17 protein-coding genes are annotated in these 15,231 nt (G+C 67.2%); 7 read left to right on the plus strand and 10 right to left on the minus strand.

All coding sequences use genetic code 11. The features are described 5' to 3' along the window. Positions 1-77 precede the first annotated feature (77 nt). The gene (locus CR918_RS11245; protein WP_025878750.1) at positions 78-1,070 is read right to left on the minus strand and encodes a LysR family transcriptional regulator; all 993 of its coding nucleotides are present in this window, start codon (positions 1,068-1,070) and stop codon (positions 78-80) included. Between the two features lie 122 nt (positions 1,071-1,192). On the opposite strand from CR918_RS11245, the gene CR918_RS11250 reads away from it, so the two are divergent. Further along, positions 1,193-1,780, plus strand: a complete 588-nt coding sequence (locus CR918_RS11250; RefSeq protein ID WP_033831454.1) for an FMN-dependent NADH-azoreductase — start codon at positions 1,193-1,195, stop codon at positions 1,778-1,780. Positions 1,781-1,910: 130 nt separating this feature from the next. Then, the gene (locus CR918_RS11255) at positions 1,911-2,261 is read left to right on the plus strand and encodes an SH3 domain-containing protein (protein WP_033831455.1); all 351 of its coding nucleotides are present in this window, start codon (positions 1,911-1,913) and stop codon (positions 2,259-2,261) included. 275 nt (positions 2,262-2,536) lie between these two features. On the opposite strand, the gene serS is transcribed toward CR918_RS11255, so the two are convergent. Then, positions 2,537-3,817, minus strand: coding sequence for a serine--tRNA ligase (gene serS / locus CR918_RS11260; protein ID WP_025878753.1), 1,281 nt, complete (start codon positions 3,815-3,817; stop codon positions 2,537-2,539). A 113-nt stretch (positions 3,818-3,930) separates the two neighbouring features. On the opposite strand from serS, the gene CR918_RS11265 reads away from it, so the two are divergent. Both CR918_RS11265 and CR918_RS11270 read left to right on the plus strand, forming a co-directional pair. Further along, the gene (locus tag CR918_RS11265) at positions 3,931-4,575 is read left to right on the plus strand and encodes an energy transducer TonB (protein WP_025878754.1); all 645 of its coding nucleotides are present in this window, start codon (positions 3,931-3,933) and stop codon (positions 4,573-4,575) included. A gap of 118 nt (positions 4,576-4,693) precedes the next feature. Further along, positions 4,694-5,263, plus strand: a complete 570-nt coding sequence (locus tag CR918_RS11270; protein ID WP_025878755.1) for an energy transducer TonB — start codon at positions 4,694-4,696, stop codon at positions 5,261-5,263. Between the two features lie 157 nt (positions 5,264-5,420). Here the strand turns inward: CR918_RS11270 and aroA are convergent, their stop codons facing one another. The 4 genes from aroA to CR918_RS11290 form a co-directional block, all read right to left on the minus strand. Further along, entirely contained in the window at positions 5,421-6,728 is a 1,308-nt protein-coding gene (aroA, locus tag CR918_RS11275) for a 3-phosphoshikimate 1-carboxyvinyltransferase (protein ID WP_088100318.1), read from the minus strand. Positions 6,729-6,802: 74 nt separating this feature from the next. Next, positions 6,803-7,993 carry a prephenate dehydratase gene (gene pheA / locus CR918_RS11280; protein WP_025878757.1) on the minus strand — a complete coding sequence of 397 codons (1,191 nt, stop codon included), beginning with the start codon at positions 7,991-7,993 and terminating at the stop codon, positions 6,803-6,805. Between the two features lie 51 nt (positions 7,994-8,044). Beyond that, on the minus strand, positions 8,045-9,130 hold the full coding sequence (serC, locus tag CR918_RS11285; RefSeq protein WP_025878758.1) for a 3-phosphoserine/phosphohydroxythreonine transaminase: 1,086 nt from the start codon (positions 9,128-9,130) through the stop codon (positions 8,045-8,047). A 163-nt stretch (positions 9,131-9,293) separates the two neighbouring features. After that, positions 9,294-10,103, minus strand: coding sequence for an FHA domain-containing protein (locus CR918_RS11290; RefSeq protein ID WP_099842953.1), 810 nt, complete (start codon positions 10,101-10,103; stop codon positions 9,294-9,296). Between the two features lie 125 nt (positions 10,104-10,228). Between CR918_RS11290 and CR918_RS11295 the strand changes: the two genes are divergently transcribed. From CR918_RS11295 to CR918_RS11305, 3 genes are all read left to right on the plus strand, one after another. Beyond that, the gene (locus CR918_RS11295; RefSeq protein ID WP_025876985.1) at positions 10,229-10,504 is read left to right on the plus strand and encodes a polyhydroxyalkanoic acid system family protein; all 276 of its coding nucleotides are present in this window, start codon (positions 10,229-10,231) and stop codon (positions 10,502-10,504) included. Between the two features lie 81 nt (positions 10,505-10,585). Further along, positions 10,586-11,077: a phasin family protein gene (locus CR918_RS11300; RefSeq protein ID WP_025876984.1), complete on the plus strand. Its 492-nt coding sequence runs from the start codon at positions 10,586-10,588 to the stop codon at positions 11,075-11,077. Between the two features lie 238 nt (positions 11,078-11,315). Further along, entirely contained in the window at positions 11,316-12,332 is a 1,017-nt protein-coding gene (locus CR918_RS11305) for a restriction endonuclease (RefSeq protein WP_099842955.1), read from the plus strand. Between the two features lie 46 nt (positions 12,333-12,378). On the opposite strand, the gene CR918_RS11310 is transcribed toward CR918_RS11305, so the two are convergent. From CR918_RS11310 to CR918_RS11325, 4 genes are all read right to left on the minus strand, one after another. Continuing rightward, positions 12,379-12,771, minus strand: a complete 393-nt coding sequence (locus tag CR918_RS11310) for a type II toxin-antitoxin system HicB family antitoxin (protein WP_099842957.1) — start codon at positions 12,769-12,771, stop codon at positions 12,379-12,381. Positions 12,772-12,780: 9 nt separating this feature from the next. After that, positions 12,781-12,963: a type II toxin-antitoxin system HicA family toxin gene (locus CR918_RS11315; protein WP_099784683.1), complete on the minus strand. Its 183-nt coding sequence runs from the start codon at positions 12,961-12,963 to the stop codon at positions 12,781-12,783. Between the two features lie 86 nt (positions 12,964-13,049). Continuing rightward, a complete protein-coding gene (gene hutC / locus CR918_RS11320) occupies positions 13,050-13,778 on the minus strand; it encodes a histidine utilization transcriptional repressor HutC (RefSeq protein ID WP_099842959.1) in 729 nt (242 codons plus the stop codon). A 28-nt stretch (positions 13,779-13,806) separates the two neighbouring features. Continuing rightward, a complete protein-coding gene (locus CR918_RS11325) occupies positions 13,807-15,177 on the minus strand; it encodes a formimidoylglutamate deiminase (RefSeq protein ID WP_099784685.1) in 1,371 nt (456 codons plus the stop codon). Between the last annotated feature and the right edge of the window lie 54 nt (positions 15,178-15,231).

Below are 15,231 nucleotides of genomic sequence, written 5' to 3' on the forward strand. Positions count from 1 at the left end.
CCAGCCTGCTGGCCGGGCACGTATTCTCGCACGGCCGGGCGATTTGCCCAAGACCGTTGTTCCATCGGAGGCTGGCCTCAGCCCGCGTCCACCGCCAACGCACCCAGTGCACTGGCCTTGATCCGCTCCTTGGCCTTCTCGCAGGCGCCACCGCAATCCAAGCGCGAGGCCTCCAGCTGCGGTGGCAGGTGCTCGGCCAGGAAGTCGATGAATACCCGCACCGCCGGCAGCAGGCCGCGACGCGAGGCGAACACGGCATGGCACACGCCCTGGGGCAGCGACCAGTCCGGCAGCACCACTTCCAGCTCGCCGTTGCGCACGGCGTCGGCGCAGACGGTTTCCGGCAGCATGGTAATGCCGAAGCCGTCCTTCACCATGCTCTGCAGCAGCGGGAAGTCGAAACCGGCCACGCGCGGCTGCAGGTCCACCCGGCGCACCGCGCCTTCCGGCCCATGCAGTTCCCAGCGCTGGCGCGCTTCGTCCTCGCTGATGCTCAAGGTGACATGGTTCGCCAGCTCTTCCGGGTCCTTCGGGCGACCCGCACGGTCCAGGTATTTCGGGCTGGCCACCAGCAGTTCCTGCACCTGGCCGAAGCTGCGCATCACCAGACTGCCATCGTCATCCAGCCGCGAACGCACGCGCAGGGCCACGTCGTAGCCTTCGTTGATGATGTCCACGCGGCGGTTGCTGATGTTCAGCTGCAGCCGCACCTTCGGATACTGCTCGAGGAACTTGGGCAGCAGCTTGGGCAGCTGCATCTGCGCCAGCGACACCGGCACGCTGGCGCGTACCAGGCCGCGAGGCTCGGCGCTGAGGCGATCCACCACCTCGCGCGCGGCCTGCGCCTCGGCCAGCATGGTCTGGGCGTGGCGGTGCACGCTGGTACCGACGTCGGTGACGGCGAAGCGGCGCGTGGAGCGCTGCAGCAGGCGCACGCCCAGGTCGGTTTCCAGCTGGCTGATACGGCGGCTCAGGCGCGACTTGGGGATGCCCAGTGCGCGCTCGGCGGCGGCGAAACCGCCGTGGTCGACCACCATCGCGAAGTAGTACAGATCATTCAGGTCATGCATACCCGAGTTCCATTGATAGAACAATACGTGGCATTCAACCACCTTTATCCCGTCGATGCAACAACCTATCGTTCTCTCCGTCGGCGGCAAGCCCGCCACCTCTCCCGAACATAGGTACTGCCATGAAGCTTCTGCACATCGACGCCAGCGTGCTTGGCGACAACTCCGTCTCCCGCCACCTGACCGCCGCCGTGGTGGCCCAGTTCAAGCAGCAGATCGACGGCCTGCAGGTTGATTATCGCGATCTTGACGCCAATCCGGTACCGCATCTGCGCAGCGGCTCGCTGGCCAAGACCGACCCGGCCGAGGCCGCTGATGCTGAACAGGTGCTCGAGCAGTTCCTGGCCGCAGACATCGTGGTGATCGGTGCGCCGATGTACAACTTCAGCGTGCCCTCCACCCTGAAGGCCTGGATCGACCGCGTGGCGGTTGCCGGGCGCACGTTCAAGTACACCGAGAACGGCCCGGTGGGCCTGGCCGGTGGCAAGCGGGTGATCGTGGTCAGCAGCCGTGGCGGCATCTATACCGATTCGCCGGCGGACTTCCAGGAACCCTTCCTGCGCCAGACGTTCGCCTTCTGGGGCATCAACGACATCGAGTTCGTGCGTGCCGAGGGCATTGCCTATTCGCCGCAGCACCGCGAAGACGCGATTGCCGGTGCGCTGGCAGCGCTGCCGTCGCATGAGGCGGCGGAAGTGGCAGCGGCGTAACGCGTTCCAGCGTTCGGCGCCTCTCTCCCTCGTCTGGGCGCTGAACGCGGGCCGGGATTCCCTCCCCCATCCCGGCCCACCCTGGCGGTCCTGCTTTTGCGGGGCCGCTTTTTTTTGCCACCATGGGGCGATGGACTACATCGTGATGGCTGCGCACCGCAGCGAATTTCCGCACCCGATCACCCTGCACCGTGGCCAGGCATTGGTGGTGGGCGAACGTTATGAGGGGCCCGAGGGTTGGGAGGACTGGTTTCTGTGCGAGGCCGAGGGACAGCAGCCGGGGTTCGTACCGGCGCCGGTGATCGGTCGCGATTCGCAGGGTGGCGCGTTTGCCACGGAGGATTACTGCGCGCGGGAGCTTGATGTGGACCCGGGGCAGCACCTGCGCGGCGTGCGCACGCTCAATGGGTGGGCGTGGTGTGTGCCGGCGGCTGGCGAGGCCGGTTGGGTACCGCTGGAGAAGTTGCGCGTAGCAGGTTGATGGATTGCGTCATCCACGCATGGCGTGGATCTACTGCAAAGCCCAAACCTCCAGCGCGTGGATGCCACACCGCGTCAGTAGATCCACGCCATGCGTGGATGCAGCATCGCGTCAGTAGATCCACGCCATGCGTGGATGCAGCATCGCGTCAGTAGATCCACGCCATGCGTGGATGCCACACCGCATCAGTAGATCCACGCCATGCGTGGATGCGGTGCCGACATGGCCGGCACTCATCAAAAGGCCGCCGGGCATGGCCCGGCGCTACCGGCTGATCAGCCGATGGTTTCGATGCCGCCCATGTACGGCCGCAAGGCTTCGGGCACGGTGATGCTGCCGTCGGCGTTCTGGTAGTTCTCCATCACTGCGATCATCGCGCGGCCTACGGCCACGCCCGAGCCGTTCAGGGTGTGCGCCAGCTCCGGCTTGCCGGTGGCCGGGTTGCGCCAGCGGGCCTGCATGCGGCGGGCCTGGAAGTCACCACAGTTCGAGCACGAGGAAATCTCGCGGTAGGTCTCCTGCGACGGCAGCCAGACTTCCAGGTCGTAGGTCTTGATGGCCGAGAAGCCCATGTCGCCGGTGCACAGCAGCACCTTGCGGTACGGCAGGCCCAGCTTCTCCAGCACCACTTCGGCGCAGCGGGTCATGCGCTGGTGTTCGGCGTCGCTGTCTTCCGGGCGGCAGATCGAAACCAGCTCGACCTTCTCGAACTGATGCTGGCGGATCATGCCGCGCACATCGCGGCCACCGCTGCCGGCTTCGGAACGGAAGCACAGCGAATGGGCGGTCATGCGCAGCGGCAGGCGCTCGGCGTCGAGGATCTCGTCGCGGGCGATGTTGGTCAGCGAGATTTCCGAGGTCGAGATGAGGTAACGCTTCTGCTCACCCAGCTGGGTGATGAACATGTCCTCTTCGAACTTGGGCAGCTGGCCGGTGCCGTACAGGCTGTCGGCGTTGACGATCACCGGCACGTTGGTTTCCTGATACTCATGCTCGCCGCTGTGCAGGTCGAGCATGAACTGGGCCAGGGCGCGATGCAGGCGGGCGATCGGGCCACGCAGCACGGTGAAGCGCGAACCGGACAGCTTGGCGGCGGTCTCGCCGTCCAGCCACTTGTTGCGGGCGCCCAGTTCGACGTGGTCGAGCACCTTGAAATCGAACTGGCGCGGGGTACCCCAGCGCGACTGCTCGACGTTCTCGCTCTCGTCGGCGCCGGCCGGCACGTCATCGGCGGGAATGTTCGGGATGCCCATGGAGATCGTGTCGATCTTCTCGCGCAGCTCGTCCAGAGCCACTTCCGAGGCCTTCAGCTCGTCGGCGAACGCGGCGACCTCGGCCATGATGGCCGAAACGTCCTCGCCCTTGGCCTTGGCCTGGCCGATGGCCTTGGAACGGCTGTTGCGCAGGCTCTGCAGCTCCTGGGTACGCACCTGGATGCGCTTGCGATCGGCCTCCAGTGACTCCAGGGCAGACACGTCGAGCTCGAAGCCGCGGCTGGTGCGCAGGCGTTCGGCGAGGTCGGCGGGCTGGTGGCGGAGCAGGGCTGGATCAAGCATGGCAGGCGTCGTGGTGGGTAACAGGAACGGGATTATCGCCTGTTATACGGAATTCTGCCGCCCGGTTCATTCCGGCCGTGGCAGAATCGAGGCATTCCGTACTGGTCTGGTCCATGTCTGCTCCCCGTCCGTCGCCTGCCAAGTCGTTCACCGTGCATATCCCGCGCAACGCCCTGAAGATCGCCGGCATCGCCTTCGGCGTGGGCATCCTGCTGTTCGTGCTGGTCTGGCTGACCGGACGCGACAAGGAATTCTTCCGTGCCGACCCGGCCGCGCAGACGCCGCAGGAAACCGCCCAGGTGGAACCGCTGCCCGAGCCGCTGGCCGCGGCCGCAGGTTCCAGCGACATGCCAGACGCCAAGCCGGCCCCGGTGCCGGACGAGGAAGATGCCCCGAAGCTGGTGGAAACCGCCCCGCCCCCGCCACCGGCCACGGTTGAACCCGCTCCGGCCGCGCCGGGCACTGCGGCACCGGCAACCGCCAATGCGCAGCCGATGCCGATTGCCGGCCAGTCGCCGCCGCCGGCCTACCCGGCCGCCGCCCTGCGACGCGGTGAAGCGGGCAGCGTTGTGGTGCGGGTGGAGGTGGACGCCACCGGCTACCCGAACAACGTGACGGTGATCCAGCGCAGCGGTTCGCGCGAGTTGGACCGTGCGGCAACGGACGCGGTGCGTCGCTGGCGCTTCAGCCCGGCAGTCAGCAATGGGCAGCCGGTGCCGGGCAGCATTGAAGTGCCGTTCGACTTCAAGCCGCAGTAACTGAACGCTTCCCCGCAGAAAAGCTGAACCTTGCAGGTTGCGTTGACGCAATGCTGACACGCTGCGACGCCGCCTCGGGCAACACTCTGGGCGTCGTTACTGACGTGAGGAGTTTGCGATGACTGCCACCACCCACGAGAACCTTCATTCGCCGCAACTGCAGCAGGACGGCGCGCTCGAGCCGCGCTCGACCTCCCCTTGGCTGTGGTTGGCCCTGATCGTGGCGATGTTCGCCGCGGCACTGGTCTGGCTGCGTTTCTCCAGCCATGACGATGTTGCGCCTGCGCCGGTAAGCGAGCGCATGCTGCCGGCCACGGAAACGCCGGTTGCCGCCACGCCCGCCCCGGCTGCGCGACAGGCCGTGCCCGCGCAGAGCGAGCGCAAGGCAGCCCCGGCCGTACGCAACCGTGAGGCGCGTCCGCTGGCCAGCAACAGCAAGCCCAGTTATCCGGCTGCTGCGCTGCGCAGTGGCGTGCAGGGCAGCGTGGTTGCCAGCTTGAACGTGGATACGCGTGGCAACGTGACCGACGCTGCGATCGTGTCGCGCAGTGGTGAGCGCAGCCGCGATCTGGACCGTGCCGTGCTGAACACGGTGCAGGGCTGGAAGTTCGAGCCGGCCATGCATCAGGGCCGTGCGGTGGCCAGCGTGGTTCGCGTGCCGGTGGATTTCCGTACCGAACAGCGTTGATCACCGGCTGACGCCTGAAATGAAAACGGAGGCCTCGGCCTCCGTTTTTTTTGCGCGCGCGTTGGGATTCCGCCGGGCATGGCCCGGCGCTACCGGAACAGGCGCCGAAGGGTAGCGCCGGGCCATGCCCGGCCAGCGCAGCGGCGCCGGGACTACCTCAGGCCAGGTTGAAGCCGGCGCTGCGAGCCAGTCCGTCGAAGTCCGGGAAGGACGTTGCGACGTTGGCGATGTCGTTGATGCGCACTTCGCCGTGGCTGATCTGGCCGGCAATGGCGAAGGCCATCGCGATGCGATGATCACCGTGGCTTTCAATGGTGCCACTGCCCAGCGATACGCCGCCGTGCAGGGTGGCGCCATCTTCGGTTTCGTCCACCTGCATGCCCAGCGCGCGCAGGCCGGTCGCCATCGCGGCCAGGCGATCGGATTCCTTCACCCGCAGCTCGGCGGCGCCGGTCACCACGGTCTGGCCTTCGGCGGCAGCAGCGGCCACGAACAATGCCGGGAACTCGTCGATCATGTCCGGCACCAGCTCCTCGGGAATGCGCGCACCCTTCAGCGGCGCGTAGCGCACCAGCAGATCGGCCACCGGTTCGCCGCCCTGCTCTGCCGGGTTCTGTTCGGTGATGTCCGCGCCCATCAGGCGCAGCGCGTGCAGCAGGCCGGTACGGCGCGGATTGAGGCCGACCTGCTTCAGGCGCAGTTCGGAGCCGGGAATGATGCTGGCCGCGACCAGGAAAAACGCGGCCGAGGAGAAGTCGGCCGGCACCACGATATCGGTCGCGCGCAGGCGCTGGCCACCACGCAGGCGGGCCTTGCCTGGCGAGAACGCGATGTCCACGCCGAACGCGGACAGCATGCGCTCGGTGTAGTCGCGGGTCGGGTGCGGTTCGGTCACGCTGGTTTCGCCGTGCGCGTACAGGCCGGCCAGCAGCACCGCGGACTTGATCTGCGCACTGGCCACCGGCGAGGCAAAGTCGATGCCGTGCAGCGTCTGCCCGCCATGCACGTGCAGCGGCGGCGTGCCGTCTTCCTCGGTGTCGATCTTCGCGCCCATCTGCGACAGCGGACCGGTGACGCGGCGCATCGGACGGCCGGACAGCGATTCGTCCCCGACCAGCGTGCAGTCGAATGCCTGACCGGCCAGCAGGCCGGCCAGCAGGCGCATGCCGGTGCCGGCATTGCCACAGTCGAGCGGTGCGCTGGGTGCCTGCAGGCCATCGATGCCGACGCCGTGCACGACGCGCTGCGACGCACTGGGGGTTTCGATGCGCACGCCCAGCTGGCTGAAGATGCGCGCGGTGGCGCGGGTGTCTTCGCCTTCCAGGAAGCCTTCGATATGCGAGGTGCCATCGGCCAGTGCGGCGAACATCACCGAGCGGTGCGAGACCGACTTGTCGCCGGGAATGGTCAGGCTGCCCTGCAGGGGCTGGCCCTTGCGGGCGATCCAGTGCTGCGCGTTGCTCATCGTTGAATGGTTCCGTAAACGCCGGCTCGCCGGCGGTGCATCAGGAGCGGCGGCCGCAGCCGCCGCAGCAGGGATCAGGGCACGGCTACCGGATAGGAGCCAAGCACCTTGATCTGCGCCGAGTGCGCTTCCAGTTCGGCCAGTGCGGCCTGCATCGGCGCATCGTCGATGTGACCGGCCAGGTCGATGAAGAAGCCGTATTCCCACTTGCCATGGTGCGAGGGACGCGATTCGATGCGGTTCATGCTGATGCCATGCCGCGCGAACGGGCTGAGCACATCGAACAGCGCGCCGGGCTTGTCATGGATGAACACCAGCACCGAGGTGCGGTCATGGCCGGAGGTCGGGAAGATGTTGCGCCCCACCACCAGGAAACGGGTGGTGTTGTCGGCATCGTTCTGGATCGGCTTGGTGACGACCTTCTTCAGGCCGTACACATGGCCGGCGCTCTCGCCGCCAATGGCCGCGGCATCGTCGGCGTTGCGCGCACGGCGCGCACCTTCGGCGTTGCTGGCCACCGGGATCTTCTCGGCCTTGGGCAGGTTGGCGCGCATCCATGCCGAGGTCTGCATGAACGACTGCGGATGGCCGTAGACGCGCTCGATGTCCTCGATGCGGCCACTGCGCGACATCAGGTACTGCTGCACGCGCAGTTCCACTTCGCCGCAGATCTTCAGGTTGGAGGTAAGGAACATGTCCAGGGTGATCTGGATGGTGCCCTGCCCCGAGTTTTCCACCGGCACCACGCCGAAATCGGCGTTGCCCGCTTCCACTTCCTGGAACACTTCTTCGATGCTGGCCATCGGCAGGCCCAGCGCCGAGCGGCCGAAGTGCTTGAGCACGGCCTGCTGGCTGAAGGTACCTTCCGGGCCGAGGTAGCCGATCTTCAACGGCTCCTGCTGGGCCAGGCAGGCCGACATGATTTCGCGGTAGACGTGCACCAGCAGCTCATCGCTGAGCGGGCCTTCGTTGCGATCCACCACCATGCGCAGCACCTGCGCCTCGCGCTCGGGGCGGTAGTAGTCGACGGCAGCGGCGAGCTTGCCCTTGGCCTTGCCGACCTGGTGGGCGAACTGTGCGCGTTCGGCGATCAGGCTCTGGATGTCACGGTCGATCTGGTCGATCTTCGAACGCACATCGGCCAATGCCAGTGGCGCCAGGGTCGGCACCGCGGTTGCCTTCGACTTGCCCTTGGGCTTGGAAGTGGCGCTGTCCTTGGCCGGCTCGGCCTTCTTCGACGCCTTCTTGCTGGGTTTGCTTGCCATCGGAATTCCTTGTTGCGGGGCGCGCACCCGACGATGCGCGCCGTTCATTGCTCAGCCGTGACGCTGCTGGAAATCGGCCATGAAGGCGACCAGCGCCTCCGCCCCGGCCAGCGGCATGGCGTTGTAAAGCGAGGCGCGGATGCCACCGACCACCTTGTGACCCTTCAGCGCCAGCAGGCCGGCGGCCTTGGCATCGGCGACGAAACGGGCATCGAGGTCGGTGTTCGGCAGGAAGAACGGGATGTTCATCCGCGAGCGCGCCGAATGGGCGACCTCGTTGCGATAGAAGCCGCCGGAGGCATCGATGGCGCCGTACACCAGCGCGGCCTTGGCGGCGTTGCGTTTGGCGAACTCGACCACGCCACCTTCGGCCAGCATCCACTTGAACACCAGACCGGCCAGGTACCAGTTCCAGGTGGGCGGGGTGTTGAGCATGGAATCGCGGGCGACGTGCGAGCGGTAATCGAAGATGTCCGCGCGTGGCTGGCCACTACGCTCCAGCAGGTCGCGACGGATGATCATCACCGCGATGCCGACCGGGCCCAGGTTCTTCTGCGCACCGGCATAGATGACACCGTAGCGGCGCACATCCAGCGGCTCGCTGGCGATGGACGAACTGAAGTCGGCCACCAGCGGCACGTTGCCGGTCTCGGGCACATCACGGAACTCGACGCCGTGGATGGTCTCGTTGGCAGTGATGTGCACGTACGCGGCATCGGGAGAGAGCTGCCAACCGGCGCGCTCGGGTAGCTGGCGATACCCTTCGGCCTCGCTGCTGGCGGCGATGTTGACGTCCACGTAGGGGCTGGCCTGCTTGACTGCGGTCTTGCCCCAGTGGCCGGTGACCACGTAGTCGGCACGCTGGCCGGGGCTGGCGAAGTTGAGCGGGATCAACGCCTGCTGGGTAGTGGCGCCACCAGGCAGGAACAGCACCGCATAGTCCTCGGGAATGTCGAGCAGGCGACGCAGGTCGGCCTCGGCCTCGGCGGCCACGGACATGAACTCCGGACCGCGATGGCTCATTTCCACGATGGAGGCACCGCTACCGTGCCAGTCCAGCATTTCCGCCTGCGCCTGGCGCAGGACCGATTCCGGCAACGTTGCAGGGCCGGCACTGAAGTTGAACGCGCGCGTCATGGCACACCTGTGGGGCAAGACCCCTAGTATGCCGCACTGCACCAGCCTTGCGGCCTTGTGGCGCAAGGGAAATTTGGTTGCATCCGTATCCATTGCCGCGGCGGCACTACCCAAAGCGGGTTGGTCCGGGCGGTAGCGCCGGGCCATGCCCGGCGGAACGAATTCAGCGCGCGCCGAACCAGAGCAGCAGGCTGAGCACGGCTGCCAGCAGCAACGCACTGCCCAGCAGCCACGGCCAGCGCCGCACCCGACGCGGAGCGACCGGTACCACCGGTGCCTGTTCGGCTTCGTCGCTGCCTTCGTCATCGGCCAGTGGCGGCCGCCGGCGCGGGTCGTGCGGCACTTCCAGCACGAACCGGTGCTGGCCGTCGAACACCACCTGGTCGCCGGCCTGCAGCCAGCAGTGGCGTACGGCAAGGCCGTTGACCCGGGTGCCATCGGCACTGCCCAGGTCGCGCAGCAGTACCCGCTCGCCATGGACTTCCACCCGCGCGTGCTGTTCGGCAAAGGCGGGCTCATCGATCTCGATGTCGACATCGCTGCCACGGCCGATCACCCGCGCGCGCGACAGGGGGTAGCTGCGGCCGTGGTGCAGGCCGCCCACACCGCGCAGCAGGCGCTGCTCGTCACCGCTGCCTTCGACGCTGGCTGCCGGCGCCGGTGCCTGCAGCAGGGTGTCGACCTCGCCCTGCAGGACCATTTCCACGCCATCGACGTAGACCGCGTCGCCCGCCCTCAGCAGGGCCATGCGCCGCACCGGGCGACCATTCACATGGATGCCACGGATACCGTTGCCGACCTGCAGCCAGAGGCCGCGGTCGTCCATGCAGAACTGCGCAAGCAGCAGCGCGCCGTTGCCGGCATCACCGAGGCGCACGCTGCCGTTTGCCTGGCGCACGATGCGCTGCACCCCGGGCCGCAGCGGCTGGTCGGGCTGTTGTTGTTGACTGAAGTGAACTAGCAGGTTCTGCACGCGGCGCAGACTAGCAGGTTGGCCGCCCACGAAGAAGAACCTGCGATGAGCGCTTGGCGTGGGCGCCGTCGATGCGCACAATGCTCGCCCTCTCAATTGATCCCCGCCCTGCGCCAGGAGCCTGCATGTCCACCATCGATGTCCGCCACGCCCACACCCTGCCCGACACCCAGGCACGTGAAGCGATCGAGCAGGTTGCCGCCAAGCTGGGCGAACGCTTCGGCCTGAAGTCGTCGTGGGCCGCCGACGTGCTGAATTTCTCCGGCAGTGGCGTGGACGGTGCGATCGAACTGCAGCCGGGCGCGGTGCGGGTCACGGCCAAGCTGGGCTTCCTGCTGTCGGCAATGAAGGGCATGGTCGAAAGCGAGATCCAGCGCGTGTTGAAGGAAAAGCTGGGCTGAACCTGCGCTGCGGCCATCACGGCCCAGCAACGGCGCGCCGCGCTACTCTCGGGGATAGGCCCAACTCCCACGGGGAATGCAATGAACCGTTACGAGAATGACGATCGCCGCGACGACGATGCCGGCTTCGGCGACCAGGCAGAGCGCTTTTCGCGCAAGCTGAGCGATTCGGCACAGCAGGTCTGGCTGGCCGGTCTGGGCGCCCTGGGGCGCGCGCAGGCAGAGGGAGGCCGTTTCTTCGATGGCCTGGTGAAGGAAGGCGAAGCCTGGGAAGCCCGCCGCCGTGAACGCAGCGGCGAGCAGGAACCGGGCTGGCGCGACAACGTCGAGCACTCGCTGGACGAAGCCCGCGAGAAGGCGTCCGGAACCTGGGACAAGGTCAACAAGGCCTTCGATGACCAGGTGCAGGGCGTACTCAAGCGACTGCACGTGCCGACCGCCGATCAGGTGACCGCGCTGGAAGCCCGCATCGATGCCCTGACCGCGCGCCTGGCCAAGCTCGAACACCGTGCCTCCACCGACGTGGACGCCCCCTCGCCGGGCAGCCATCAGTCGCCGGGCAGCACGCCCTGAACCGCCCTTGTTGCAACGCAATAAATTTTCGTTGACAATCGCGTAGAACCCGCCAATCGCTTCGGCTGCCGTTTGTTCCCTCCCCTCACGGCTTCAGGATTGGCGGGTTTTTTCGTGTCTGGCGCGTGCGGATCTGCGGGCTGCATCACGGTTGTTGTCGGGAACACCCTGACGCAATCAACCGGTCGGCCCTTTACACTGTGGGCTTCCGTTTTCGCCCCTTCCGTCGTCGCCCTGCATGCTTCCCTGGATTCTGGCCCTGCTGTCGGCCCTGCTTACCTGCACCCTGGCCACCGTGTACCTGTGGTGGTTCAAGCGTCGACGTACCGAAATGCAACTGGGCCTGCAGGCCCTGGCGGGCATGCACTGGCGTGAGTTCTCCACGCTGATCAAGCGCATGCTGCGCGAGCAGCGCGGCCTGCGTGAACTGCAGGATCCGAGCGAGGAAAGCCGCGAGCCGAGCAGCGATTTCCTGCTCAGCGATGGACCGAACACCTGGCGGGTGTCGTGCAAGCACGGCCTGGCCTATCGCATCGGCACCGCTGCGGTGAACGAACTGGGTGCTGCCGCGCGACTGGCAGGCGCCAAGGGCGGCATGCTGATCACCGAAGGCCGGGTTGAACGCGATGGCCTGGGCGCGGCGGAAAAGCAGGCAGTGGAAGTAATCGATGGTCCGCGCCTGTGGCCACTGCTGCAGCCCTACCTGCCGGCCGATGTTGAGACCCGCGTGCGCGCGATCGCCCGCCATGAGGCGCTGCGCCGCATCGCCATTGCCGCACTGGCCTCAGTGACGCTGGGCCTGCTGGTCGGGCTTGGCCTGCAGGGCCTGCGCCCGGAACAGGCGGACTCGGTCCCAGCACCGGCCGTTGCACCTGTAGCGCCGCCGACTGCACGTCCTGTGCCGACGCCCGCCGCGCCGGAAAGCGCCGCGAATGCGCCCGCTCCCATGGTCGCCGCAGCCGCGGCGCAGAATGGCGACGACACGCGCAGCAATCCCAACCCGGACGCTGCCACGCTGGACCGCTACCAGGCCGAACTGGCCCGCGCGCTGGCGGGGCAATCCGGTATCGCCAGCGGCGTCTGGCTGACCCGGCAGACGCTGGCCATCAACCGCACCGGTGAACTGGAAACGGTGTGGCCACGCGTGTGCCAGGAAGTGCTGCGCTACCCCGCCCTGCGCAACGTGCGCGTGCAGCTCAACGCCCGCCCCGGCGTGGATGAGCCGGTGCGCTGGCGGCAGTGCGCGACGTATTGATGGGCTGCCGGGTGTAGCGCCAGGCGCGTGCCCGGTCGCCGTATCGTCAGCCCCGTGACGCCAGGTGCGCGATGTAACTGGAGCGCGACTCGCCGGCCGCCTTGGCCTGCGCATCCAGGCGCGCAAGGACACGGCGCGGCAAGCTGATGTTGACGCGCTCAATGGTGTCATCCAGCAACGAAGGGTCGATGCAGATGTAAGCGAGGATCCATCCTGCTGCAGCTCCGGCCTCGGCTACCACCTTCTGTGGCGATGAAGGGCGTGGAATCGAGCGGCCGGCATCCAGCGCGGCGTCGATCCATGCCAGTGCCGCCTCTTCGGCAGACGTCAATGCATCGTCGAGTGTGTCGGCAGCCGAGAAGCAGCCAGGCAGGTCCGGCGCGATCACGCTCCACGCGGTGCGTTCATCACCGGCCTCGATCAAGACTGGATATCGCATGAGGGCCTCCTACGTCAGTCCCGCAAGCTTCCGCAGTGCCTGCACCAACCCTTTTCCCAGATCCTTTTTGGGATGAGGAACGGTGATGATGTGAGGCCGGTACGGATGCACGAATACATGATGGGATCCGCGGATCCGGTTGCAGTACCAGCCCGCCGCTTCCAGCTCCCGGATGAGGTCCCTGCTTTTCATGCAGGAACCATACACATCGTACACACGCACCGACAGAGCGCAAGACGACAGAGCCGGCAACGCCACGGCGAAGGGAATGTCCGCCGCTATCGCGCACCGGGTGCGAAACGGGCGACCAGATCCCAAGCATCGCCCAGGAACATCTGGCGCACGCGGGTGATCGGCTGTTCGCCGCGCCAGGTCAGGCGCTCGATCACCAGGCAGGCGGTACCGGGCTTCACGTCCAGCAGCCTGGCGGTGGACGCATCGGCGCCCCAGGCGCTGATGCGGTGCTGGGCGCGCGTCCACGACACGTTCTGCAGCAGCCAGCTGCCCGGTGCGGTGGTGCTGAAATCCACCTCCAGCACCTCGGGCACGCCGACCGGGCTGATCAGGCGATGCTCCAGCGCCAGCGGCCGGCCATCGGCCAGATGCAGGCAGCGCATCGCCAGCAACTGCTCACTGCCGGCCAGTTCCACTTCGCCGGCATTGGCTGCCTCGGCCAGGCGCAGTTCACGCTGCAGCAGCCGGTAGCCGTACTGATGTCCGCGCGATCCGACCTCCATTGCGATGTCAGGGATCTCCAGCGCCACCTGCTCCAGATGCGGTGGCTGTCGAGCCACGAAGGAGCCCGCTCGGCGGCGGCGCTCGATCATGCCGCTCTCGGCCAGCGCCGTCAGCACCTTGTTCACCGTCATCCGCGAGCAACCGTACTGCTCCATCAGTTCGTGCTCGTACGGAATACGGAAGCCCGGCGCCCACTCTCCGCTGAGGATGCGGCTTTCCAGGTCGCTGCGGATGCGCTGGTTGAGCGTGGCGGACTTGCTGGCCTTCACGGGGTGGAGTCTCGATGGTGGGAGGCGATCAGCCCAGCACGCCACGCAGGGCAGCGGCGAAGGCGCTGGTGATGGCCTCGCGCTGCAGGTGGCGGCCCTCGGCCACGCACTGGCGGCCATGGCGCCAGACCGATCGCAGCGCGCCATTACGTGCGGCGAACACCCAGCTGTCAAGCCATGCGTCACCGTGTCGCGCCTGCAACGCCGGGTGCGCGACATCCAGTTCAACCATGTCTGCGCTGGCACCCACCTGCAGGCCGGCGGCCACACCCAGCGCCTGGGCACCGCCCTGCAGCGCACCCTCGAACAGGAAACGCCCAGTGCTGCGGCCGGCATCCGGAGCCAACACATTGCGACCCCGCAGGGTCAGGCGCTGGCCGTATTCCAGCAGGCGCAACTCTTCTGCGGCATCGATCAGCACGTTGGAATCGGAGCCCACGCCGAAGCGCCCGCCCTCGCGCGCGAAGGCCTGCATCGGGAACAGGCCGTCGCCCAGGTTGGCCTCGGTGATCGGGCACAGCCCGGCCACGGCGTTGCTGGCGACCATCTGCGCGCGCTCGTCGTCGGTGATGTGGGTGGCGTGCACCAGGCACCAGCGCGCATCGACCGGGGCATGCTCGTACAGCCACTGCACCGGTCGCCGGCCACTCCACGCCAGGCAGGCCTCGACCTCGCGCACCTGCTCGGCGATATGGATGTGTATCGGGCCATCGGTAAGCGGCAGCAGTGCGCTCAGCTCCTCGCCCGTCACCGCGCGCAGGCTGTGCGGGGCGATGCCGAGCACCGCATCGGGCAGCGTGGCCAGCGCGGTGCGGGCGCCATCAAGCAGCTGCGCGAACCCGTCTACATCATGGATGAGGCGGCGCTGTGCCGGGTTCGGCGGCGCCCCACCGAAATCGGCGTGGGCGTAGAACACCGGCAGCAGGGTCAGGCCGATGCCGGTCTGCGCGGCTGCAGCTGCAATCTGCGCGCTCATCTCGGCGCGATCGGCGTAGGGGCGGCCATCGGCATCGTGGTGCAGGTAGTGGAATTCGCCGACACGGGTGAAGCCGCTTTCCAGCATTTCCATGTAGGCCTGGGCGGCGATGGCCTGCACTGCGTCCGGGCGCAGACGGGCCAGGAAGCGGTACATCAGTTCGCGCCAGCTCCAGAAACTGTCGCCGTCGCCGCCACCGATCTCGGTCAGGCCGGCCATGCCGCGCTGGAAGGCGTGGCTGTGCAGGTTCGGCAGGCCCGGTACCAGGATGCCCACGCGGGTATCGCCCTGCTGCGCAGCCTGCCCACGCGTGACCTCGGCGATGCGCCCGTCCTGCACCTGCAGGCGGACGTCGGCGGCCCAGCCGTCGGACAGCAGGGCATGGGTGGCATGGAAGGAGTGCGCGGAACGCGAATCGGACATGGCTGGACAACCCGAATTGGACGCCTATATTGTATAGACATATAAGCACAGCCG

Origin of the sequence: Stenotrophomonas indicatrix, assembly GCF_002750975.1 — a bacterium.
Lineage (GTDB): Bacteria > Pseudomonadota > Gammaproteobacteria > Xanthomonadales > Xanthomonadaceae > Stenotrophomonas > Stenotrophomonas indicatrix.